26 protein-coding genes and 2 tRNA genes are annotated in these 22,788 nt (G+C 70.1%); 21 read left to right on the top strand and 7 right to left on the bottom strand.

The window, feature by feature from the left end:
- Positions 1-51 precede the first annotated feature (51 nt).
- From GN153_RS07625 to GN153_RS07645, 5 genes are all read left to right on the top strand, one after another.
- A complete protein-coding gene (locus GN153_RS07625; protein ID WP_159901381.1) occupies positions 52-351 on the top strand; it encodes a DUF5785 family protein in 300 nt (99 codons plus the stop codon).
- 132 nt (positions 352-483) lie between these two features.
- Entirely contained in the window at positions 484-810 is a 327-nt protein-coding gene (locus GN153_RS07630; RefSeq protein WP_159901383.1) for a DUF7344 domain-containing protein, read from the top strand.
- Between the two features lie 32 nt (positions 811-842).
- Positions 843-1,424 (top strand): CBS domain-containing protein, encoded by a 582-nt coding sequence (locus GN153_RS07635; protein ID WP_159901385.1) that lies wholly within the window; start codon positions 843-845, stop codon positions 1,422-1,424.
- Positions 1,424-1,906 (top strand): GNAT family N-acetyltransferase, encoded by a 483-nt coding sequence (locus tag GN153_RS07640; RefSeq protein ID WP_159901387.1) that lies wholly within the window; start codon positions 1,424-1,426, stop codon positions 1,904-1,906. Before GN153_RS07635 ends, GN153_RS07640 begins: the two co-directional genes overlap by 1 nt.
- An 11-nt stretch (positions 1,907-1,917) precedes the next feature.
- Positions 1,918-1,991 (top strand) — tRNA-Thr (locus tag GN153_RS07645).
- A 282-nt stretch (positions 1,992-2,273) separates the two neighbouring features.
- Here GN153_RS07645 and GN153_RS07650 read toward each other — a convergent pair.
- Positions 2,274-2,948 (bottom strand): helix-turn-helix domain-containing protein, encoded by a 675-nt coding sequence (locus GN153_RS07650; protein WP_159901389.1) that lies wholly within the window; start codon positions 2,946-2,948, stop codon positions 2,274-2,276.
- A gap of 233 nt (positions 2,949-3,181) precedes the next feature.
- Here GN153_RS07650 and GN153_RS07655 point away from each other — a divergent pair, with 233 nt between their 5' ends.
- From GN153_RS07655 to msrB, 7 genes are all read left to right on the top strand, one after another.
- Positions 3,182-4,141 carry a quinone oxidoreductase family protein gene (locus GN153_RS07655; protein ID WP_159901391.1) on the top strand — a complete coding sequence of 320 codons (960 nt, stop codon included), beginning with the start codon at positions 3,182-3,184 and terminating at the stop codon, positions 4,139-4,141.
- Between the two features lie 53 nt (positions 4,142-4,194).
- Complete coding sequence (locus GN153_RS07660) at positions 4,195-4,479, top strand: winged helix-turn-helix domain-containing protein (RefSeq protein ID WP_159901393.1); 285 nt, start codon at positions 4,195-4,197, stop codon at positions 4,477-4,479.
- A gap of 87 nt (positions 4,480-4,566) precedes the next feature.
- Positions 4,567-4,869, top strand: a complete 303-nt coding sequence (locus GN153_RS07665) for a hypothetical protein (protein ID WP_159901395.1) — start codon at positions 4,567-4,569, stop codon at positions 4,867-4,869.
- 72 nt (positions 4,870-4,941) lie between these two features.
- Positions 4,942-5,538, top strand: a complete 597-nt coding sequence (locus GN153_RS07670; protein WP_159901397.1) for a COG4315 family predicted lipoprotein — start codon at positions 4,942-4,944, stop codon at positions 5,536-5,538.
- A 66-nt stretch (positions 5,539-5,604) separates the two neighbouring features.
- Positions 5,605-6,090: a hypothetical protein gene (locus GN153_RS07675; protein WP_159901399.1), complete on the top strand. Its 486-nt coding sequence runs from the start codon at positions 5,605-5,607 to the stop codon at positions 6,088-6,090.
- Positions 6,091-6,230: 140 nt separating this feature from the next.
- A complete protein-coding gene (locus tag GN153_RS07680; protein WP_159901401.1) occupies positions 6,231-7,601 on the top strand; it encodes a hypothetical protein in 1,371 nt (456 codons plus the stop codon).
- Between the two features lie 560 nt (positions 7,602-8,161).
- Complete coding sequence (gene msrB / locus GN153_RS07685) at positions 8,162-8,566, top strand: peptide-methionine (R)-S-oxide reductase MsrB (protein ID WP_159901403.1); 405 nt, start codon at positions 8,162-8,164, stop codon at positions 8,564-8,566.
- Between the two features lie 39 nt (positions 8,567-8,605).
- Here the strand turns inward: msrB and GN153_RS07690 are convergent, their stop codons facing one another.
- Complete coding sequence (locus tag GN153_RS07690; protein ID WP_159901405.1) at positions 8,606-9,418, bottom strand: DUF7839 domain-containing protein; 813 nt, start codon at positions 9,416-9,418, stop codon at positions 8,606-8,608.
- A gap of 411 nt (positions 9,419-9,829) precedes the next feature.
- Here GN153_RS07690 and GN153_RS07695 point away from each other — a divergent pair, with 411 nt between their 5' ends.
- The 6 genes from GN153_RS07695 to GN153_RS07720 all read left to right on the top strand — a co-directional run bounded on the left by GN153_RS07695 (position 9,830) and on the right by GN153_RS07720 (position 14,658).
- Entirely contained in the window at positions 9,830-10,588 is a 759-nt protein-coding gene (locus GN153_RS07695) for a hypothetical protein (protein ID WP_159901407.1), read from the top strand.
- Positions 10,589-10,642: 54 nt separating this feature from the next.
- Positions 10,643-10,726 (top strand) — tRNA-Leu (locus GN153_RS07700).
- Positions 10,727-11,066: 340 nt separating this feature from the next.
- A complete protein-coding gene (locus tag GN153_RS07705) occupies positions 11,067-12,116 on the top strand; it encodes a Gfo/Idh/MocA family protein (RefSeq protein ID WP_159901409.1) in 1,050 nt (349 codons plus the stop codon).
- Between the two features lie 196 nt (positions 12,117-12,312).
- Positions 12,313-12,453 carry a hypothetical protein gene (locus GN153_RS07710; protein WP_159901411.1) on the top strand — a complete coding sequence of 47 codons (141 nt, stop codon included), beginning with the start codon at positions 12,313-12,315 and terminating at the stop codon, positions 12,451-12,453.
- A gap of 131 nt (positions 12,454-12,584) precedes the next feature.
- Positions 12,585-13,391, top strand: coding sequence for an inositol monophosphatase family protein (locus GN153_RS07715; protein ID WP_159901413.1), 807 nt, complete (start codon positions 12,585-12,587; stop codon positions 13,389-13,391).
- Positions 13,392-13,512: 121 nt separating this feature from the next.
- Positions 13,513-14,658: a DUF63 family protein gene (locus GN153_RS07720; RefSeq protein WP_159901415.1), complete on the top strand. Its 1,146-nt coding sequence runs from the start codon at positions 13,513-13,515 to the stop codon at positions 14,656-14,658.
- A gap of 56 nt (positions 14,659-14,714) precedes the next feature.
- On the opposite strand, the gene GN153_RS07725 is transcribed toward GN153_RS07720, so the two are convergent.
- The 3 genes from GN153_RS07725 to GN153_RS07735 form a co-directional block, all read right to left on the bottom strand.
- Positions 14,715-16,463: a YcaO-like family protein gene (locus GN153_RS07725; RefSeq protein WP_159901417.1), complete on the bottom strand. Its 1,749-nt coding sequence runs from the start codon at positions 16,461-16,463 to the stop codon at positions 14,715-14,717.
- 84 nt (positions 16,464-16,547) lie between these two features.
- The gene (gene tbsP, locus GN153_RS07730) at positions 16,548-17,348 is read right to left on the bottom strand and encodes a transcriptional regulator TbsP (protein ID WP_159901419.1); all 801 of its coding nucleotides are present in this window, start codon (positions 17,346-17,348) and stop codon (positions 16,548-16,550) included.
- Positions 17,349-17,398: 50 nt separating this feature from the next.
- Complete coding sequence (locus GN153_RS07735) at positions 17,399-18,379, bottom strand: transcription initiation factor IIB (protein ID WP_159901421.1); 981 nt, start codon at positions 18,377-18,379, stop codon at positions 17,399-17,401.
- 154 nt (positions 18,380-18,533) lie between these two features.
- On the opposite strand from GN153_RS07735, the gene gatC reads away from it, so the two are divergent.
- Genes gatC through GN153_RS07750 form a run of 3 tightly spaced genes read left to right on the top strand, consistent with a single transcriptional unit; the run spans position 18,534 to position 21,063 of the window.
- Positions 18,534-18,812, top strand: coding sequence for an Asp-tRNA(Asn)/Glu-tRNA(Gln) amidotransferase subunit GatC (gatC, locus tag GN153_RS07740; RefSeq protein WP_159901423.1), 279 nt, complete (start codon positions 18,534-18,536; stop codon positions 18,810-18,812).
- 2 nt (positions 18,813-18,814) lie between these two features.
- Positions 18,815-20,119, top strand: a complete 1,305-nt coding sequence (gene gatA, locus GN153_RS07745; protein ID WP_159901425.1) for an Asp-tRNA(Asn)/Glu-tRNA(Gln) amidotransferase subunit GatA — start codon at positions 18,815-18,817, stop codon at positions 20,117-20,119.
- Positions 20,116-21,063 (top strand): PfkB family carbohydrate kinase, encoded by a 948-nt coding sequence (locus GN153_RS07750; protein ID WP_159901427.1) that lies wholly within the window; start codon positions 20,116-20,118, stop codon positions 21,061-21,063. The genes gatA and GN153_RS07750 overlap by 4 nt, the downstream gene beginning before the upstream one ends.
- Positions 21,064-21,081: 18 nt before the next feature.
- On the opposite strand, the gene GN153_RS07755 is transcribed toward GN153_RS07750, so the two are convergent.
- Together GN153_RS07755 and GN153_RS07760 are read right to left on the bottom strand one after the other, a co-directional pair.
- Positions 21,082-21,498, bottom strand: coding sequence for a CBS domain-containing protein (locus tag GN153_RS07755; protein WP_159901429.1), 417 nt, complete (start codon positions 21,496-21,498; stop codon positions 21,082-21,084).
- A 112-nt stretch (positions 21,499-21,610) separates the two neighbouring features.
- Complete coding sequence (locus tag GN153_RS07760; protein WP_159901431.1) at positions 21,611-22,732, bottom strand: glycosyltransferase; 1,122 nt, start codon at positions 22,730-22,732, stop codon at positions 21,611-21,613.
- Positions 22,733-22,788 lie beyond the last annotated feature (56 nt).

Below are 22,788 nucleotides of genomic sequence, written 5' to 3' on the forward strand. Positions count from 1 at the left end.
ACCGGGCGCGCGGAGAGACATCCTTTTGTGCCCGTCGCCGAACGAACGGGTATGGACTGGCCGCACAACCCCGACGGCGAGGAGGGAAGCGAAGGGCGGCGCAAGTACGGCCACGCCGTCCTCGCGAAGAAGATCGACGAAGATGAGGACTTCCCGCTGACCGCAGAGGAGTACGTCGACGCCTACGGCGACCATCCGGTCCGGATCGACTACGAGCGGGTCGTCAGCGTCGAGGATATCTTCGAACACGTCGAGGAAGACGAGTTCTCGGACTTCCCCGAGTTCCACAAGGCCCTCGGCCGGGCGCTCCGGGAGGCCGACTACTGGCCCTACCGCCTCGAACACGCCTGACGCGCCGGATATCGGCCTCCGTCGCGTGTGGGGACGAGTACGACCCCGGAACACGCGTGGGCCTCCCGTGGCCGCACTCGAGTGGTATGTGTTCACACAACATACTTGTGCCCCACCGGTGTAGTTCCGGGTATGGCAACCGAACACCCCCAGGCGAGTGACCGGCTGCCCGAGCGGGTGGTGGCCGACCTGCTCTCCTCGGACCGACGGCGACGGCTGCTGACCTGTCTGGAGGAACACGGGGGCTGTCTGCCCGTGACAGACCTCGCGGCGGCCGTCGCGGCCCGGGAGGCTGACGTGGAGTCGGAGGCAGTCGACCCCGAACGACACCGGACGGTCCGGGAGGAGATCTACGAGCGCCACCTGCCGAAGCTGACGGCGACCGGCGTGGTCGAGTTCGACTCGATGCGTGGGACCGTCACGCTGACGGGATACGGTCTCGCGGAGGCCGGGAGATAGCTTTTTTCCGGCCGTGCGCTAAACTATCACGTATGAACAGGGACGTGACGGTCAGGGAGGTCGCGAACCGGGAGTTCGTGGGCGTCAGCGAGTCGGACGACCTCTTGGGGACGGTCGAGCTGATGGTCGGGGAAGGCGCGGACACCGCGCTCGTCGTCCAGGGGGCCGAGCCCGTGGGCATCCTGACCGACCGCGCCGTCCTCGAGTTGCTCGCCGCCGAGGGCGGGGTCGACGGCGCGGTCGTCGGCGACGCGATGGAGCCGACCGTCCCGACGATCGAGTCCCAGGCCACCATCGAGGAGGCCGCCGACCGGATGTCCGCTGAGGGGACCCGCCGGATGGTGGTCACGGACGCCGGCGAGACGGTCGGCATGCTCACCGAACACGACCTCTTCGCCACGCGGCCGCTGGCAGCGGACGGCCCCGAGGCCGGACTGGCCCACCCGGCGGGGGAGGCCGAAACCGCGCTCGCCGCCGACTCGGAGACCGGCGTCGAGAGCGGGGCCGGCGAGGGGTTCGAGGAACAGAGCATCTGCGAGGGGTGTGGGACGCTGACCGGCGACCTGGTGGCCTTCAATGGCCAGCTGCTCTGTGGCGACTGCCGGGACATATAGTGGTCACCATCGAGACCCCCGACGCCGACCTCGCCGAGACTGTCACAGACCTCTGGGTCGCGCTGGCGACCGGGCAACGCGAGTACGGCTCGCACATCCTGGCCGAGGAAAACCGGGCACGCATCCGCGAGCAGATCCTCCGGCACACCGTCGACGACACCCTGCTCGTGGCCCGCGACGGCGGTGTGGTCGGGTTCGCCACCGTCGAGCGCGAGGGGGGCCCCTACGCCCAGAGCGGCGCCAGGGGACTCGTCACGAACCTCTACGTCCGCCCGGCGTTCCGCGGGGAAGGGGTCGGGTCGGAACTGCTCGCTGCCGCCGAGGACCGGCTCCGGGAACTGGGGGTCGACACCGTCGCGCTGGAGGTGATGGCAGACAACGAGGGAGCCCGGCGGTTCTACCGGCGTGCGGGCTACGAGCCCCACCGGCTGACGCTGGAGAAGCCAGTCGAAAGCGATACGCACTCAAGGGGTGACGAGTAACTCCCGGACGCGCTAGGGGAGCTTGGGTGGTCCAAGCACCCGACTTGTAATCGGGAGTTCGAGGGTTCAAATCCCTCCCCTAGCTCTTCTCCGCGAGCGACAGTGAGCGAGAACGGCGGGACGTGGGATTTGAATCAGGGAGTGGAGTAACACGGAACGACCGTGGTTCAAATCCCTCCCCTAGCTCTTCTCCGCGAGCGACAGCGAGCGGGAACGGCAGGACGTGGGATTTGAATCAGGGAGTGGAGTAACACGGAACGACCGTGGTTCAAATCCCTTAGCTCTCCTGTGACGAGCGGACGCGAGGAGCGGGAACTGCGAGGGGAGGCGCAGTCCGCGAACCGAGCGGGACGGTCTCCGAGCCGGGTCAGTGCCCCGCCGGCACGCTTTCGACGACCGCGTTGATCAGTTTCGCTTCGGCCTTCTGGAGGTGTTCGCTCGCCGTGTTCGGCGCACAGCCGAGCTCTGCGGCGATCTCCTCGTGGGTGGTCGCCCGGGGCTGGTTGTAGTAGCCCAAGTCGACCGCCGTCTCGAGAGCCTCCCACTGCCTGTCGCTCAGGTCCGAGGCCGGGTTCGCGCGGGCGCTGGGGAACCGGCCGACCTCCTCGAGCGTGACGTCCATCGCGTCCGGCGCCTCGTCGAGTACCGCCTGGAGCGCTCCGGAGTCACCGACCACGTGTCCGTGGATCCGCCCGTCCCGGTAGACCAAGGGTCGCCGAACGACCAGCCCGGCCCGGGCGAGCGCCTCCTCGACGACCCCGAACATCGGCACGACGTCGTCGCGCACGTCGAGCAGCGCGTACGAGCGAGCCGCGTCGACCGCCGACAGCGCCACGGACTCGACACCCGGCGTATCCGTCGCTGCGTCCCTGAATCCGGCGACGTCGCCGTCGACCGCGTACAGGTGTGTCGTCGTCGCCGGGTCCGCCCGGTTCCAGTCCACCGCCCGTGCTTCCTCCACGTCCGGCGAATCGAGGAGGTACGCGACGAACCCCGGGGACCGGTCGAGGTCCGGCCGTACCGTGACACGGATGTGTTTCATAGGTAAGCGAGCCTGACGGAACGACTTAAACCTACAGAGCATACCCCGCAGAACCGCTACCCGGACGGCCCCACACGTCCGAACTGCAATGAGACCCGAACCCCAGACCGGACGCGGCGCGGGACGCGCCGGCGGTCACGGTCGGTACGGACGCGGCAGGTACCTCTTCCGGACAGCACAGCTCGCAACAGGCCCGGTCGGAGGGCGGCTGCTACTCCAGGGGTGACAGACGGATGCGAGCAGTCCGCTACCACGAGCACGGCGACCCGGACGTCTTCCAAGTCGACGAGGTGCCCCGGCCGTCGCCCGCCCCCGACGAGGTGCTGGTCGAGATGCGGGCCGCGAGCGTCAACCCGGTCGACCTCCTGGTCCGCTCCGGTCTCTACGGCGACGTCTCCCTCCCGTCGGTCCCGGGCGGCGACGGGGCCGGGGTCGTCGCAGCGGCGGGCGAGAAGGTGGAAGCCCTTACGGAGGGCGACCGGGTTGTCGTGTCGGGCATGGACCGGTCGGCGGGCGGCACGTTCGCGGAGTACGCCGCGGTTCCGGGGACGAAGGTCGCGGCGCTTCCCGAGAGCGTCCCCTTCGAGGTCGCCGGCGCGGTCGGGAACGTCGGCGCGACCGCCTGGACGGCCCTGGCGGAGGTCGCCGGCATCCAGCCGGGGGACAGGGTGCTCGTCCACGGCGGCGCTGGCGGCGTCGGCCACGCCGCGGTCCAGGTCGCCGCCAGCGCCGGGGCCGACGTGGTCGCAACCGCGGGCAGCGAGGCCGCGCGTGCGCGGGTCGAGGAACTCGGTGCGAGCGTGGCGCTGGACTACGACAGCGACTCGCTGGCCGCGGAGGTACTCGAGGCGACGGGCGGGGCGGGCGTCGAGACCGTCCTCGACCACCGCCTCGAGGAGTACCTCGAACTCGACCTGGAAGTGCTCGCCGAGGGCGGCCAGGTCGTCAGCCTCATGGGGAACGTCCCGGAGGCGAGCGCGCTCCCCTTCTACGCCAAGGAGGTGACGCTGCAGGCGCTCCGGATGGATAACCATCCGGTGCGGACGCCGATGCTTGAACGGGTGCTCCGGCTGGTCGAGCGCGGCGACCTGACGCCGGTAGTCGCGGACACCTACGACTTCGCGGAGGTCGAGCAGGCCCACCGCGACCTCTCCGAGGGCGGCTACGTCGGCAAGCTTGTCGTCGCGCCGTAGGTTCCGGCGCCCCTGCATTGATAACGGTGCGCGGAGAGGTGCCACCGACGCCGATGGACGACGTGCTCTGGTACGTGCTGGCCAGTTCCCGCGGCGGGCCGACCAGAGTCCGTCTTCTGCAGGCGCTCGAGGAGCGGCCGCGGAACGCGAACGAGCTCGCGACGGAACTCGACCTCGACTACACGACTGTCCGTCACCACCTGGACGTCCTGATGGACAACAACATCCTCCGGCGGTCCGGCGATGAGTACGCGGCGGTCTACCTGTTCACCGAGCAGGTCGAGGCCCACTGGGAGACCGTCGAGGAGGTCGTCGAGACCGTCGATGCCACGGAGTGACCCGAGTATGACCCCCACAGCGACCCCCGGCGGCTGCATCGTGGACAAGACAGTTATCCCCGGTTCCCCAACCACGGAGGACGAGCGATGACGCTCTGGCTCAGCCTGGCGTGGCTGTCGGCGGGGTTTAACGCGGTGCTGCTGGTCCTGCTGGGGTCGGTCTGGCTGCGCAACTACCGTCAGCACGGCGCCAGCCACACACTCGGGCTCCTCGTGGTCGCCGCCTTCCTCCTCGTCGAGAACGGGCTCTGGCTCTACTTCTACCTGCTCAACCCCACGTTCCGCGGGTGGTTTCTCTCCACCGGGACCGACATCCAGGTCGGCGTGACGCTGCTCTGTGGGCTCGAACTCGTCGCGTTGCTCGTGCTCGCGCGGGTGACGTGGCGCTGACTGCCGGATCCTGGACGAAATTCGGACGGAACCCGGAAAATCCTCTTGTCGGGTTCCGCCCTCGGCCGAGACATGCGACCGACACGACGGGCGGTCCTGGGCGCAGCGGTCACAGTCGGCATCGCGGGCTGTCTCGGAGGCCCCGGCGACGGTGACGGTGAGAGCGGCGACAGTGGAGGAATGACGCCGGCCGGGACGGACGAAGGGAGCAGGACGGCCACGGGCTCCCCGGTAGTCTCGACGGCAACGGACGGGTCCGCGACGGTGCAAGTCCGGATGCACGAGAGGCTTGGTCCGCTCCTCGCCGGCCCCGACGGGCTGACGCTGTACATGTTCGACCGGGATACACAGGAGGCGGACGCGAGCGCGTGCTCCGGTGGCTGTGCCGACGTCTGGCCGCCGCTGACCGCGGACGGCACCCCGACCCGAGGGGAGGACGTGACTGCGACGGTGGGCTCCTTCGAGCGGGCGAGCGGCGACCGGCAGGTGACGGCCGGCGGCTGGCCGCTCTACTACTACGCCTCTGACGGGACGCCGGGCGACGCGGCCGGCCAGGGGGTTAACGACGTCTGGTGGGTCCTCGACCCCGCCGGCACGCCCGTGCGGCCGACCGCGACCGAGACGGCAGGACCGGGTGAGACCACGGACGGAGGGTCTGTCGGCTACTGAACCAGCCGAGCCCCGGACGGAGAGTCGACACCCGCAATTTTACCCCCGCTACTGCTACGGATCCACATGGGAAACCGTGACCCCGTATCGTGGGAGACGAGGGAGGCAGCCCTCGGGGCTCCCGCCGCGGAGGTGGAAGAGTACGTCGACCGGCTGACGGCGGAGGTGCGCGGAGAAGAGCCATACGCAGCGGTCAAGACGGTCCACGACGCGCTCAGCGAGGACCTCGAGGACGAGGAGCGGTCCGTCCCCGGGCTCGGCGAAGTCTTCATCACCGCGTACCTTCTGGAGAAGCGCGGTGTCATCGGACCGAGCGCCGGCGACCGCGGCGAGTACCCGTCGCTCGTCGACCGCCGCCCGCCGACCGACCGGCTCAGGGAGCTGTTCTGGGCCCGGGAGCGGACGCTGTGGTGGATCGGCATCGTGACCGGCGTCCACCCGAGCCTGGTGACCTACTGGCTCTACGAGGACGACATTCCGCTGATGGAGCGGAACTACACGGCCGAATCGATGGCACGCATCCGGGCGTTTCGGGAGAGAGAACCGGAGTAGACCGGCCGCCGACGGCGACCCACCGGCACCCGGTGGCGGTGTCGGAACGTCCCGGGAAGGTGGTGTATTCTCAAATCTTAAAACATGGCTACATTATAACTACCCGCAGGTACCTTGTGGATATATGGGGGGTAAGACGCATGTCTGACGACGGAACGAACAAGGAAACGACGATCGTCTCCGAGGAAGTCTCGGTGACAAAGCGACTCGAACTCGAGGAGTTCGACGACCCGGTCATCGCGTTCGACATCGAATCGCGCCGGGGCGACCCGGCGACCGTGACGGTCGTCGACGCGATACCCGAAGACGTCTCGCCGCGCGACCTGCGGTTCCATCCCGAGTACGGCAGCGAGCACTGGGTGATCGACGAGGGAGAGCTCGTCTTCGAGCGGGAGTTCGACCCCGACGAGGAGTACATCACCGTCTACAGGCTCTGTGAAGCGAAGGAGGAGGTCGTCGACTCGTTCGAGGACCCGACCGTCGAGACGGACTCCGGCATGGAGGCGAGCGAAGGGACCGGCAAAGCCCGGGGGATGGTTCGCGGCGCGGGCGCCGGGCTGACCAACGGCGGGTCCGTACCGGACCCGGATTCCGGGGCCGGCGAGGCGCCCGGGAACGAGGGCGACGTACCGACGCTCGACCTCAACGACCCGGTCGCCAGCGACGGAGCCGGGGAGGGCCAGCGCGAGCCCGCAGAGGACCGAACCACGACGGTGATGGCGGGCGCGGAGAGCGCAGAGTCCGAAGGTGAGAGCGGGTCCGCGGACGGAGCCGAAAGCGAGGGCGACATCCTGAGCGAAAACGGGGATGAGACCCTTGACGAAGGTGAGGGCGACATCCTGAGCGAAAGCGGGGATGAGACCCTTGACGAAGGTGAGGGTGACATCCTGAGCGAGGACGATGGTGACATCCCGGGCGGGAGTGAGGAGACCGCCCCGAACGAGGACGGACCCGACGCGCAGGCCGGGAGCGAGGCGACCGACGAGTCGCTCGTCGCTTCGCTGGCGGCCGAACTCGAGGAGGGGAACGTTCCGGACGAGGACGTCGAGCGGCTCCGGGCGGCGCTGGGCCAGGAGGAGAGCAGTTCCAAGAGCCTCGTGGTCCGGGTAGAGAAACTCCAGCGGGACGTCGACGAGGTGCTCGCCTACACGGACGCGCTCGCGGATTTCCTCGACGAGAACGGGACCGGCGAGGAGATGATCGCGGAGTTCCGCGAGGAAGTCGACGACTTCCAGGCGGAGATGGAGCGGTTCGAGACCGACCTCGAAGAGGTTGGGACGACGGCCGACCGGACGGAGAGCCGGGTCGACGAACTCGAGACCGACCTCGAGGACGGGTTCGAGGACGTCCGCGACGACCTGACGGCACTCCGCGAGGAGGTCGAGGAGGTCAGAGACGAGCTCGAGGACGGCGACGTCGACGAGCGGCTCTCGACGCTGGAGGAGGACATCGACAGCCTCCAGGACTGGCGCGGACGGCTCGCCTCGGTTCTCCAGGAACCGGAGCAGTAGCTCGCTGGCGGGTGGTCTTTTCCGCCTCCGTTCGGACGCTCGTAACTGTCTCCCGGCAGTCGTCGGTGCCGGGCTGGCGACGCCCCGGAGTGGCTCGCGACAGCCCGTCCCGCGCGGCCGGAGCCTCCAGCCGGACTGCCCCGAGACCGGCAGGAGCGGCGCCGCCGGGTGGTTCGTGGGATTCGAAAACCGACCCGCTGGGGCCGGAGATGCCCCACCGGCGGAGAGGGGTTGGGGGGGAGTTTGGCGGCCACACGCCGTGCCGCCAGTCGTGGCGTCATCAAGAGAGTTATTAAAAGTACGGATAACCGTAGTCGCTGCCGGCAGGGCGGTCGTCCCGCGGAGGCGGCCGGGTCGGTCGCGGGAAGAACGGGGACCGGGGACCGACTCCCCCCGAAACGGCCCCCGGTGTGTTTTTCGCAATGTGAACACAAAAACCCACAGAAAGTCCGACAGTATGTCACTCGCCACTGCCAGCCGTCGCGGGCCCCGGGCCGGCCGCGTCACGCCCGGCGAACCGGTCTGCGCAGACTTATGAGCGAGCAGCCCCAACAGCGTGTATGAGCGAACAGGAGCCGATCCCGGACTCGGAGGAGAAGTGGCGCGAGATACTCACCGACGAGGAGTACCGGGTGCTACGCGAGGCCGGCACCGAGCCGAAATTCAGCGGGGACCTGCTGGACGTCGACGAGGAGGGGACGTTCACCTGCGCCGGCTGCGGCGCGGAGCTGTTCGACTCCGAGGAGAAGTTCGAGTCCGGAACCGGGTGGCCGAGCTTCTGGGACGTCTACGAGGAGGGCAACATCGAGACGCGGCTGGACACCAGCCACGGGATGCGCCGGACGGAGGTCGTCTGTGCCCGGTGTGAGGGCCACCTCGGACACGTCTTCGACGACGGCCCCGAGCCGACCGGCAAGCGGTACTGCATCAACTCCGCCGCGCTGGACTTCGAACCGGAAGCCTGAGCGGGACCCGGGTCCGCGGCGGTCGATGCGGGTGCTGACTCAGTCGGCGCCCGGTTCGACGACCTCGTAACTGATGCCGTCGTCCCGGAGCTTGTCGGTGTGCGTCGAGAGCCGGTCGCTGGCCGCGAGCAGCAGTACGTCGAGCCCCTTGGCCGCGGCCTCGCGGACCGCCTCGGGCGTGCCAAAGCGGACGTCGGGGTCGAGGTCGGCCGCCCGCGCGAGCGCGAGCGCCTCCGGCCCGGCGACCGCGAGCAGGTCGTGGTCCCCGGCCAGCTCCGCGACCCGGGCGGCGTCGACCGCCCGGCTGCCCCCGTTGCGAACGCTCGGGACCGGCACGGCGGTGACCGCCCCGAGTTCGTAGTCGACGACACCCTCGAAGTCGGTGACGCCGACCTCCTGACCGGCGTCGGCTGCCGTCACCGCGACGGCCGTCGCGGAGCCTTCCTCGCCCGGAGCAGCGCGCAAGACGCCGTCGCGCATCGTCAGCGAGATGCGGTCGCCCTCGTCGATGGAGCCCGTCGCCAGCGCGCTCTCGACCTCGACCTCGTCGATGACTTCCTCGGAGACGTGGGAGACCAGCTCGCGGAGCCCGTCGGTCCGGGAGATGAGCCAGTCCACCCCTTCCTTGGTGACCTCGTAGCGCCCGCGGCCCAGCTTCTCGACCCACCCCTGGTCGACGAGCCCCTGGAGGTAGTTGCTGACCGCCTGGGAGGTGATGCCGATAGCGTCGGCGACCTCCTGCTGGCTGACGGCGGGCTGGCGGTCCGCGATCTGGACCAGGATACGGTACTGCGTCGCCGCACGCTTGCTGTCGAGGACGCTCCCCGGCTCCCCCTCGACGCTGTCACTCATCGGTTGTTCTCTGGGCGGGAAAAGACAAGTATTTTTGCACCCGCCGGGGCGCACTCCGTCTGAACCGGTACTCGACGGCGGGCAGCCGGGCCGGTCGGCGGGGATACAACTGAATTTTTCCCGGATCCAACGCAGATGGGGCTCGGGCGTGGCGACACGACGTGGATAGCCCCACAGCCGACCGATTTATTATCGATGATGATAACAAACGACTGGTGACGTGCTATCGGAGACCACACTCAAAATACGGCAGAAGAGCTCGAACCGTGGGGATCGTTCGAGCGGCTCGACCCGGAGCGTCTCGATGGTATCACTCGTGAGAACGAGAGGGCGCTGGCGACGGTCCGGAGTCCGGACGGGCTGACACGGGCGGACGGGAACGACGAGCGCCGGGTCGACCTCCCGGTCCTGATGGTCGTGACCGACGCGCGGCTGGTCTTCGTCCCTGCGGACGCGCCGGGGGCCGAGGAGGCCGGGGCGCTGGCATACGGCGACCTCGCGGGTGTCGACGTAGCGAACTCGCTCGCGCTCCGGTCGGTAGACGGGGTCACCTGGCAGTTGCCGGTCGAGGTGGACGAGCCGACCGCGGCCCACCTGGAGTGGGTCAGCGACGTCCGGGAGCGGGTCACGGACCTCGACGAGGACCTCGACAGTGCCGCGCGGCGGCTCGACGCCCTGACCGGGGAGCGCGCCTGGGACGACGCCGAAGAGGTGTACGAGCGACACCGCGGCCGCCTGGACCGGCTGCTCGGTTCCGTCCAGCGCAGCCCGCTCCCCGACGACAGGGTCGCGCCCGGACTGACGCGGATGGAGCGGACGCTGGAACGGGCCTACGCGTGGCTCTGTATCGCACGCGCGGAGTCACGGGTCGACCGCAGCCACGGGCCCTCCGCCGAGGAGGCCGGGTGCCGTGCGACGGACCCGGTGGCTGCTGCCCGGGAATTCCGCGACCGTGCCTGGAGCCGGGTCGAGGAGAGCCGACGTCCCGACGGGTTCCACTTCGGCGAAGAGCGCGAGCTCGAGACCGCACTCGACCAGCTCGACCTGGAGGTCGAGACGGCAGCGGTCGGAGCGGAGCTGTCCGCCGACGACACGCAAGCTCTCGAGGAGACGGAGGCGGGGGTCGACGGCGACCACTACCCCGAGACCCTCGAGTTGAGCGACGACTGAGCGCGACCGGCTTCGTGACACCTAAGAGGACCCCAGCCGGACAGACCGACGCGTGCGAGGGTAGCCAAGCCTGGAAACGGCGGCGGACTCAAGATCCGCTCCCGTAGGGGTCCAAGGGTTCAAATCCCTTCCCTCGCATGCGTGAGCACGAGCGGACGCGAGTGCTCCGCTGCACACGGAGGGAGTTGAACGCTGTCGGCGCCGCCGACTGAAGTTCAAATCCCTTCCCTCGCACTGCAGGACCCACGCGGTCCCTCGCCAGTGCGGAAGACCCGCGAGGCCGAACGGGAGGCCTCGTTGCGAGCGGGGAGCGCAGTGGCGACCCGCGAGCGGAGCGGTCTTCCCTCGCAAACCTTCTCCGGAACGACGCGACAGACGAGGGGCTCGCGGGGAGGGACGAGCACTCGGGTCGCTGTCGTCCGGAATCCGGCAGTATCCGGAGGATAACAATCCGGTCTGTCGGTGTCGGGGGGAGACCATGAGCGGGCTCTCGGTCGGAGTGGTCGGGTGTGGCTATCGGGCAACCGAATCACACCTGCCCATCTACCGCGAAACGGAGCTGCCGGTGACGGTCGACTGTGTCTGTGACCTCGACCGCGAGTTGGCGACGCGGGTCGCACGCCAGTTCGACGTCCCCACCGTGTACGACGACGTGTCCGAGATGCTCGGCGATGCGGACCTCGATGTCGTCAGCGTCTGCGTGCCCCCGCAGGCGCACTTCCCCGTCGCGCTCGAGGCACTACGAAACGGCTGTCACGTGTTCGTCGAGAAGCCGTTGACTCTCAGCGTCGAAACGTGCGACGAGCTGATACGGGCGGCCCGGGAGCGCGACCTGAAAATCGGGGTGATGCACAACATGCTCTACAACGAACCGTTCAGGGCCGCCAAACGGCGGATCTCCGCCGGCGAGATCGGGGAGGTGACCGGGGTCCGCACGCTTCTGACGAACCCCCGCGACGGACGGCTTTCGGAGCGGGACCACTGGTACCACGACCTCCCCGGCGGCCTCCTGACCGAGACGTTGCCACACGTCTCGTACATCGCGCTGGACCTGATGGGGTCGGTCGACGACGTGGCCGTCACCGCACAGCAGGCGACGACCTTCGAGTGGGCGCCACACGACGAGTTCGAGATCCTGTTCGAGGGGCCGGACATCATGTGCTCGACCCGTGTCTCCTATTCGGGGACCCTGCGAACGATGCGGGTCGACATCCTCGGAACCGACGGCCACCTCCAGGTCGACATGATGGCCAACGCGCTGTACCGGTTCGGCCTGACGAGTATGGACTTCCTCTCGCTCGGGGTCTACTCGCTGAGCCAGATCGGACAGCGGGTCCGGCACCTGCTGGGCAATGTCGCGGCCGTCGTCGCGGGGGACGCAACCGCCGGGTCGAGGGTCGTCATCGATGGGTTCCTCGAGAGTGTCCTCCGGGACCGGGCGCCGCCCGTCGACGGCGAGGACGGACGGCGATCCGTCGCGGTTCTCGAGGAGACCATCCAGCGCTACGAAACCAACTACGGGGGCTGAGCGCACCGCAACCGCCCACCCCTGTGCCGGGAGACGGGACCGGCAGCCACCGGCGCCGGTCGAAAGAAGCGGCCGCCGGCGGCGTTCCGAAGGCGTGTCAACGTATAACACACAAAAAATCATTACATTTATTACCGTCCCGTCAAAGGAAACCGGTACGTCCCTCATGACAGACCATGAGGGATCCCGACCAACCATGTACACCCGATTCACGGACGCCGAGAACACCGGAGCACCGATGGTCCCGATCGTCGAGGAAGAGCGGGTCGCCACCGACGGCGGCACGACCCGCGAGGAACTGGAAGAGGTCGTCCTCAGCCACCGGATGCGGGAGTAAGGGGTCTGGAGATGCGCGCCACACCGCCGACACCGGGGGCGAACCGGGACACGCGGGCCGTCGGAACCGCGGTACCGGGTGTACGCAGATAGAACCGACGACGCTTTTTTGTCCGGCTGCGAGCCGGGGACATGGACGAGACCCACCGGGCAGCCGTCGCCGAACGGGCCGCCCGGGCGGGCGGCGTCGTCGCCCGGGAGATGTTCCGACAGGAGATCGCCGTCGAGACGAAAACCGACAAGAGCGACGTCGTCACCGTCGCCGACAGGGACGCCCAGCAACAGGCAGTCGCGACCGTCCGCCAGGAGTTCCCCGAGGACCCCTTCCTCTGTGAGGAGGAGGTCGCGGTCGTCGGCGGCGTCGACCGCCGCGATTCCGTGCCGACGACCGGCCCGGTCTGGGTGGTCGACCCCATCGACGGGACCGCAAACTACGTCCGCGGGCTGCGGTACTGGGCGACGGTCGTCGCGGCGCTGGTCGACGGCGACCCCGTCGGCGTCGCCACCTATCTCCCAGCGCAGGATGACATCTACACGGCCGGGCCGGAGAGCACGACGAAAAACGGCGAGCCCCTGCGGGTCAGCGACCGGTCCGACCCCGGCACGTTCGCCCTCGGGGCAGTCGGCCGGTGGCCCCGGGAGGACGGCGGGGCCAGCCTGGACGACCTCGGGAGCCGGTTCGGCGACGTCCGACGGGTCGGCAGCATGCAGGCGACGCTCGCGCTCGTCGCCGCCGGCTCCCTGGAGGGGGCGGTCGCGACCGGCACTCCCCACCCCTGGGACAGCGTCGCCGGCGCCGAACTCGTCCGGCGGGCGGGCGGAACCGTGACCGACCTCCGGGGCGAGCCGTGGACACACGACAGCACCGGCCTGGTGGCCTCCAACGGGCGGGCGCACGAGCGCTTGCTCGACGCTGTGAGCGAGCCCGACGGGGACTGAGCCCTCGGGGCCGAGACCACCGAATCCCCGGGAACGCCGCCGCGGGCGTGCGGGCAGCGCACGCGCGAGACCGGCGCACGCGACCGGAACCCTGAACACGGCGGCCCTCACCCACACCGGTATGGAAGTCCTCGACCGGTACGGGGTGAGCCCGGAGCAGGCGTGGGTCGGCAGCCTCGTGGCCGCGGTCGCGGTCATCGTCGGCGCCGCGGTCGCCTTCACCGAGCAGGTCTACTACGGCTTCATCTGGCGGTACTTCTGGGGCCCGGTCCACGCCGACGCCGTCAGCGTCGAGTGTCTGGTCTACGTCCGCGAGACCGGCGAGGTCGTCCGCGGAGCGACGCTCGCGGAGGGGTGTTCCCGCGCGACCGCGAACTTCGTCGCCGAACCCGGCTACACACTGGTCTCCGAGGCCGGCTACGCGGCGACGCTCGTGTTCATGCTCGCGGGCGTCTACCTCCTGCTCCGCCGGCTCGACCTGGAGCCGTACCGCGGGTTCCTGTTCGCGCTCGTTCCCTTCTTCCTCTTCGGCGGCGCTCTCCGGGTCGTCGAGGACGCCTTCGACAGGGGGCTGGAGAGCGGGTTCGGGGTCGCGCTGGAGTACCCGCTCAACACCGTCCTCATCAGCCCGCTCATCTACTTCACCGTCTTCGTGCTCGCGCTCGTCGCCCTGGTCGTGAGCAAGTACCTCCAGCGCGAGGGGGTCACCGACACCTTCCACTACCCGCTCGCCGGCTTCGGCGTGGCCGCCTCCCTCCTCACAGTCGGGTACCTCACCTACCTCTCGGCGACGACCCGGTACGTCCAGTTCTACCCGCTCGTGTTCGTCACGACGGTCGGGCTGGCGACGCTGATCGCCTTCGGCGCCTACTACCTGCTCGAGCGGGTCGCCCCCTGGGTCAACGAGGGAACCGGCACGCTCGGCATCGTGGTCGTCTGGGCCCACGCTATCGACGGCGTGGCGAACGTCATCGCCTCGGACTGGGCGACCGCCTTCGGCCTGGCCAGCCTCTACGGCTCGAAACACCCCGTCGACCGCATCCTCTCGGGGATCTCGGAGTCGGTCCCCGTGCTCGCGGCCGTTCCCGGTGACTCCTGGCTCTTTCTCGTGGTCAAGGTCGTCGTCCCGGTCGCCATTCTGGCGATCTTCGAGGAGGAGTTCTTCGAGGACAGCCCCCGCTACGCCGTCATCCTCCTTGGAGCGATCATCGCCGTCGGCCTCGGACCCGGCACGCGGGACATGATCCGGGTCACTTTCGGGATCTGAGCGGCGACATCCCCGGCGACCGGCCGTCCGGAGCCGGTTCCGACGGTCCCGGCTCGTCAGGGGAAGGGGTGGTGCTCGCGGTCTAGGCGTGCCTCGAAGCCGAGGCTCTCCGGGACTGACCGGGCGCGCTCCCCGAAGTAGGCCTCGCCGAGAAAGAGCGGCTGGGCCGGCGGAACGACGACCCGGACCGCTTCGAACCCGAGCGCGGCGACGTCGCGGGTCGTCAGCCGCGCGGCGTAGGCGTCCAGGCCGGCGTCGGCGAGCCGCTCGAGGACGGCCTCGAGTTCCGCCCCGCCCGACAGCTCCGGAGCGGAGACCGACTCCGCGGTGACGGCCGCGTCGGCGTCGACGAAGTCCGCGGCCGCCGGCGGCAGGTCGGCGTAGCGGCCGATGGCCCCGCTCTCCTCGCGGGCGCCCTCGGGCCCCATGCTCCGGAGTTCGGTCCAGTTCTGGAGCGCCTCGGCCAGCGCCGACCGCGCGGCGGCGGCCGCGTCCAGATTCGCTCCCGAACCCAGCGCGAAGCGGGGCCACTCCCCGCGGTGGACGGCCGCCGCCACGACCGGAACGTCGACGTCCTGCGTGAGCAACAGGAGGGTCACCTCCAGCCCCTCCGACCGGGCCCGGTCGGTCAGCGTCCCCACCACCTCGTCCTCGACGGACAGCTCCAGCGGGTCGACGGTCGAGTACCACGACAGCATCGTCGCGTCGCGTTCGATCACCTCGTAGAGACCGGCCAGCAACGCCCCCACGCCCCCGTTACCGAGGCCGAGGCCGGTCGTGAGCGGCGGTCGAAATCGCTCGGTCGGCGGCGGGTGCAACACGAAGGCCGCGGGCAGGTGGACAGCCTCGCCGGCTGCGAGCGGGTCCCCGGCGGCGAGGTGTTCGCCCTCGACCCAGTACAGCGGCGCCGTCACCTCCGGGTCGTCGCGACAGACGAAGGCCGACGGCGGGACCGGGGACTCGACGTCTTCCGGGAGCCCGCGGGGCAGGTCCGACCGGCGGTAGACGCCCGCGCAGTACCGCTCCATCCCCTCCCCGAGCGCCTTCATGAAGGCCCCGTCCCAGCCGGCGTCGACTCCCGCCGCCTGTCGCTGGGCGCTCGCGTCGCTGAACCCCGACGTGTCGCAGGTCTCTGCCAGGTAGTACGGCACCGGGAACGACTCCGCCTCGCCGACCTCCCGGACGACTCCGACCCGCTCGTCGACGCCGCGCTCGGCCCGGGCGAGGGCCCCGTCGACGTCGCGGTCGGCCTGTGAGCGGTCGAGGTCGCTCCCGGCGCCGTGACTGCCGGCGTCACACCGACAGCCCGGCAGCCCCAGCAGGTCGCGCTCGACCGGCGGGGAAGCCACCTCGGTGACCCGTCCGAAGATGTCAGCCCCCGCAGTCAGGTGTCGGGCGAGCGCGTGCCCCGCGAGCGCGCCTGCGAAGCGCGCCGTCTGCGGGGGCGTTTCGGCCCCGGCACCGGTTCCGGCCGCGGCTCCGGTCTCCTCGTCCAGGTTCGCCTCGACCCGCCCGCGGAGACACTCGTAACAGGCCGTCGCCGGGGAGAGGGCAGCGACGGCGGCCTCCGCGACCGGGGTGCCACCCACGCCCCCGAGTTCGACCGCCAGCCAGGGCGTCCCGCCGTCGAGGGCGGCGTCGTTGGCCCGGTCGAAGCGGTCGTCGCCCGTGTCACCGACGACGACGCCCACCTCGACGCCCCCGGCGTCGACCGGGTCCACCGCTCGCGTGTCGGCGTCCACGTCCGAAAGCGCCGCCTCAACGGCAGCGACCGCGGGCCCGGACCCGACCAGACCGACTGTCATACCCGACGGGACGGCAGGCGGGGGCAAAAGCGCCGCGGGTCAGGCGTGAGAGAGATACGGGCGGCGGACGCGACGGCCCGAGTCTCAGAGACGGTCCCGGGCCTCGCGGGCCAGTGCGTCGACCGACTGACCGGCCAGTTCCGGCGGCAGCGTCAGCCGGAGACGGGGCCGGCCCACGTCGATTGGGACCTTCTCCGTCCCGAGCAGCCCGGCGTCCTCGAGGGCCGTCTTGGTCCGCGAGAACGTCGCCTTGCTCGCCAGACCCACCTCCTCGCCCCACCGGCTGACGTCGTACAGCAGCTGCTCGTTACGGGCCGCCGCGAGCAGGCAGAGTGCGACCGCGTCGGCGTCTCTCCCGCCATCGACAGCCCGCAGCAGCGCCTCGAAGTCGGTCGCCACCGCCTCACCGAGCGCCGACTGGAGCGTCTCCCTGACCCGCGAGAGCGGCGGCGTCCCGAGGTCGTACTCGGGGGCCGCCCCCCACCGTCTGTCGAAGTCCTCGTACGCCCCGGAGACGAAGCCCTCGTCGGTCGTGACGAGACCCGCGACCAGTTCGGGACCCGGCACCAGCGCGACCACCGACTCCGGGGAGAGCAACAGCGCGTTTCGGGGGACCGACTGGAGGGTCCGGACCGCGACGACCCCGTCGGCGACCAGGTCCGCGAGCGTCGCCGCGGGGACGAACTCCGCGAGCAACGCCTTCAGCGTCTCCGGGTCCGCGAACAGGCGCACGCGCGGCGGCTCCTCGGTCGCCGAGAGCCGGTCGACGAGCGCCACCATCGCCGCCCGCGAGGGGTTGACGACGAGAAGCTCCTCCGACCGACCGAGCGCGTCGGCGACGACGTCACCGACCGACTCCCCGACCCTGTTCGAGGACAGCGACATACCCTCCGGTAGTCGGATGGCTCATTTAGGTGTAGTGGCCGACCGAGTCCTCAGACGCCGGGGACGCCTTCCTCGGCCTCGAGCAGTTCGTGGTAGCGGTTGCGGATGGTGACCTCGGAGATGTTGGCGACCTCCGAGACCTCGCTCTGGGTGACCTTCTCGTTGGTGAGAAGCGAGGCGGCATACACCGCGGCGGCCGCGAGCCCGACCGGTGACTTGCCGGAGTGGACGCCCTGTTCTTTGGCGTTCTGGAGCAGCTGGCGGGCGCGGCGCTCGGACTCCTCCGAAAGGTCCAGGTCCGAGGCGAACCGGGGCACGTAGCTCTCCGGGTCCGCGGGCTGGATCTCCAGGTTCAGCTCCCGCACGACGTAGCGGTAGGTGCGGGCGATCTCGTCTTTCTCGACGCGGGAGACGCTCGCGATCTCGTCGAGCGAGCGGGGGGTGCCGGCCTGGCGGGCGGCCGCGTACAGCGCCGCCGTGGAGACGCCCTCGATGGAGCGACCGGGCAGGAGGTCCTCGTCGAGCGCGCGGCGGTAGACGACCGAGGCGGTCTCGCGGACGTTTTCGGGGAGGCCGAGCGCGGAGGCCATCCGGTCGATCTCGCCGAGTGCCTGCTTGAGGTTGCGCTCCTTGCTGTCGCGGGTACGGAAGCGCTCGTTCCACGTACGCAGGCGCTGCATCTTTTCGCGCTGGCGGCTGGAGAGCGCGTTACCGTAGGCGTCCTTGTCCTGCCAGCCGATGTTCGTGGACAGCCCCTTGTCGTGCATCATCTGGGTGGTCGGCGCACCGACGCGGGACTTCTTGTCCTTCTCCTTGGAGTCGAAGGCGCGCCACTCCGGGCCGGGGTCGATCTCGTCTTCCTCGACGACCAGCCCACACTCCTCACAGACCGTCTCCCCGTGCTCCGCGTCGCTGACTAACGTTCCGCCACACTCCGGGCAGACCAGTTCCTCCTCGTCTTGCGTGTCTTCCTCCTCGCGCTCGTCGCGCTCGCGCTCGCGTGTACCTCGCCTCGTGGTAGTGTCGGTCATGGTGGGCAAAGCGGGTGAGAACACCCGGAAAACGCCGTCTCGTACCCTTCTGTTGGGCTTTCGGCAACTTAAAGTCTTTGGAGGGATTACGGCCGCGTTCGCCGGTGTGAACGGCATCGAAACGCTTAGTGACGGGACGGGCCTCGCGGTAGCCATGAGCGAGTCAGCCGTCGACCCCGAGGAGGTCGCCCACGTCGCCGACCTGGCGCGGGTCGACCTCGCAGACGACGAACTGGAGGCCTTCGCCGAGCAGTTCGCCGACATCCTCGCGTACTTCGAGACGCTGGACGAGGTGCCCGAGGTCGAGAGCGAGCCCGACCTCACCAACGTGATGCGGGCCGACGAGGTCGAGGCGTCGCTGAGCCAGGCCGAAGCCCTCGAAAACGCCCCGGACGCCGAGGACGGCTTCTTCAAGGGCCCGCGGGTCTCGTGAGCATGAGTCACAACGCCTACATCACCGCCGAGCCCATCGAGGGCAGCGACGACGGGCCGCTGGCCGGCCTGACGGTCGCCGTCAAGGACAACATCTCCACCGAGGGCGTCCCCACGACCTGCGGGTCGGCGATGCTCGCGGAGTACGTCCCGCCCTACGACGCGACGGTCGTCCGCCGGCTGAAGGAGGCCGGCGCGACCATCCCCGGCAAGACCAACATGGACGAGTTCGGGATGGGGACGACGACCGAGACCTCCGCCTTCGGCCCCGTCGAGAACCCCGCCGCCGAGGGCCACGTTCCGGGGGGATCCTCCGGGGGGTCGGCCGCGGCCGTCGCCGCCGGCGAGGCCGACCTCGCGCTGGGCAGCGATACGGGCGGGTCGGTCCGGTGTCCCGCCGCCTTCTGTGGCGTCGTCGGGATCAAGCCCACCTACGGGCTGGTCTCGCGGTACGGGCTGGTCGCCTACGCCAACTCCTTAGAGCAGATCGGCCCGCTCGCCCCCACTGTCGAGGAGGCCGCCGAACTGCTCGAGGTCATCGCCGGCCCGGACGACCGGGACGCCACCACCCGGGACGCCCGCGCGGAGACCGGCGACGACGACGCCTACGACTACGCGGGCGCCGCCGACGGCGACGTCGACGGGATGGAGGTCGGCGTGCCCACCGAACTGCTGGAGGGGGCCGACGAGGGCGTCACCGAGCAGTTCTGGGCTGCCATCGACGACCTCGAGAGTCGGGGCGCGAGCTACCACGAGGTCGACCTGCCCTCGCTTTCCCACGCGGTCGAGGCCTACTACGTCATCGCGATGTCCGAGGCCTCCTCCAATCTCGCCCGGTTCGACGGCGTCCGCTACGGGCTGCCAGCCAGTGAGACCGATGAGGGGTACGAGGGCGACTGGAACGACACCTTCGCCCGGGTCCGCGAGGAGGGCTTTGGCGAGGAGGTCAAACGCCGGGTCCTCCTTGGGACGTACGCCCTCTCGGCGGGGTACCAGGACAAGTACTACAAGAAGGCCCAGGACGCCCGCGCCTGGGTGAAGCGGGACTTCGACGAGGCGCTGTCCGAGGCCGACGTGCTCGCCTCGCCGACGATGCCCGTCCCGCCCTTCGAGCGCGGCGAGAGCCTGGACGACCCGCTGAAGATGTACCTGGCCGACGCCAACACGACCCCGGTCAATCTCGCCAACCTCCCCGCCATCTCTGTGCCCGCCGGCGAGACCGACGAGGGGCTTCCGGTGGGCCTGCAGCTGGTCGGGCCCGCCTTCGGGGAGAAGACGGTCATCCGGGCGGGCAGCGCACTGGCGTGACGGGGGCGCCCGCGGTCTGCAGCCTCGGGAGCATCAACGTCGACAGGACCCACCGCGTCTCCGGCGCGGAGCTGTCCGCTCTCGCCGACAGGTACGAGTGGTTCCCGGAGCGCGGCCGGACGGTCCGGGTGGGGACAGCGACCATCCCGCCGGCGTTCGACGACGCCGACGAGGTCCGCCACGGGGGCAAGGGGGCCAACCAGGCCGTCGCGGCGGCGCGGGCGGGAGCCGACGTGACGATGCTGGGGACGGTCGGCACGGACCACGAGGAGTTCGGAGTACTCGCCGCCCTGCAAGAGGAGGGCGTCGACACGAGCCGCGTCGGTGTCGCGGCGACACCGACGGGCCGGGCGGACGTGTTCGTCGACCCCGGCGGCGACAACCGGATCGTCGTGCAGCCGGGAGCGAACGATGCCCTCGACGAGGCCTACATCAAGGACCACATCGAAGCCATCCGGTCGGCCGACTGCCTGCTGTTGCAAAACGAAGTTCCGGCCGCCCCGGTCGTGTCCCTGCTCGAGGAGCTGGCTGCCGCGTCCGACCCGCCGGTCGTGGTCCTCGACCCGGCGCCCCCGGAGGGCGCCGAGGGTCTCGTCGGCGCGGGCGGGGTCGACTACCTCACCCCCAACGAAACCGAGTACGAGGTGCTCCGTCCTCACCTCGACGGCTTCGGCGGCGTGCTGGTCCGCAAGCGCGGCGGGGAGTCGGTCGTGGTCGAGGACAGCGAGCGGTTCGCGGTGACGCCGCCGGCGGTCGACGTCGTCGACACGACCGGTGCCGGCGACGTGTTGAACGGCTTCCTCGCGGCCCGGCTGGCGGCCGGTGCCCCGCTGCGGGCGGCCGTCGAGACGGCGGTCGTCGCGGGGTCGCTGTCGGTCCGCGAGCGGGGGGCACGCGCCGGAGTCCCGACGCTCGATGACGTGCGGGCGTTCCAGAAGCGGTGACGGGCCGCGCGGGCGGCCTCAGTAGGCCGGCCGCTGCGCGCGGATGACGTCCGCGAACTGTTCCTGTTCGTCGGCGAGTAGTTCGTGCAGGTCGTCGGCGGTGACGATGCCGACGAGGTCGCCGCCGTCCGTGACCGGGAGCCGGCGGACCCCGTGTTCGCTCATCAGCTCCGTCGCCTCGTAGAACCCGGCATCGGCCGGCACCGTGACCAGGTCTTCGGACAGCACGTTCTCGGCGACCAGGTCGGTCGGGGCCGCGTCGGTCAGTGCGCGGACGGCGAGGTCCCGGTCGGTGACGATCCCCACGGGCTCGTCGCCCTCGGTGATGACGATGCTGCCCACGTTCTCGTCGGCCATGCGCTCGGCCAGGTCCGGGACGGGCGTCTCCAGGTCGGCCGTGACGACGTCCGACCTCGCGAGGTCTGTTACTGGCATTGTATTTCTCCCCGATTGACACTCTGGCGGCTGACCTCATATACTGCACGGTGGTTCTCACCTGCTCGGAACGCGCCGGTCCGGGCGGGCGGCAGCGAGCGTGGACGGCCCGTCAGCGTCGAACAGACTGGGCCCGGAGTCGGTCGTAGACGGCGGCCAGGCGGTCGACAGCGTGCTCGACGCTGAGGGAGTCCCGGCGGGCGAGACAGGTCTCGCCGAGCCGGTCGCGCTCGGCGAAGGTGCGCTCGATGGCCGCCGCGAGCGCCTCCGGGTCGTCGGCCGGGGCTCTGTAGCCGGTCTCGCCCTCCTCGATGGTGTCCGCGAGCGCGCCGGCGTCCACCCCTGCCACGGGCGTCCCGCAGGCGTTTGCCTCCAGCGCGACCAGCCCCTGGGTCTCGACCGGGCTGGGGAAGCCGAAGACGTCGAGCGCGGCGTAGAAGGCAGGGAGGTCCTCGCGGTCCAGAAAGCCCAGAAAGCGGGCGTCGAGGCCGCGCTTCTCGACCAGCCGCTCGAGGTCACCGCGGGCCGGCCCGTCGCCACCGAAGACAAGCGTCACCTCCCGGTCCAGCCGTGCGACCGCCTCGACGAGCACGTCCAGCCGCTTCTCGTGACCGTGGCGTCCGGTGTAACCCACGAGCGGCCCGTCGGGCAGGTCGAAGCGCTCGCGGGGGTTCTCGACGGGCGCGAACACGTCCGTATCGACCCCGTTGGGGACGACCGTCACCTCGGTGTCGACGGCGACGACATCCTCGACGTGGGCCGCCGTGCGCTCGCTGGGCGCGACGACGACGTCGGCGTGGCCGAGAAACCACCGCTCGTAGCCGGTCGCGGCCCGCCGGACCGTCCGCTTCACCCGGCCGTTGACCGAGAGATACTCCGCGTACTCCGCGCAGGGGGTGTGGTAGGAGGCCACAAGCGGCCGGTCGCCCGCCCGGGCCGCCCGCAGCGCGCCCAGGCCGACGCCGAACGGCGTATGCGCGTGGACGACGTCGGCGCTTTCGACCGCGTCGGGGACGCTGGGCAGCCCCACCCGGAAGCCGTCGTAGAAGGGGAAGGGGATGCTCCCCACGGGGTGTTCGGCCGCCGCCGGGTCGTGGTCGCTCTCCGGGAAGACGACGTCCATCCGGCCGCCGCGCTGTTCCCAGCGGTCCCGCCACGTCCGGACGGTGTAGGTCACCCCGTTGACCGTCGGGAGGTACGTGTCGGTGAACGCAGCCACCCGGGGGAGCGTCATCGGCGCGGAATCGTCGGTGGAGGGACTAAGTAGTTGTTATTCGCCGGAGTCCGGGC

Source organism: Salinirussus salinus, from assembly GCF_009831455.1.
Lineage (GTDB): Archaea > Halobacteriota > Halobacteria > Halobacteriales > Haloarculaceae > Salinirussus > Salinirussus salinus.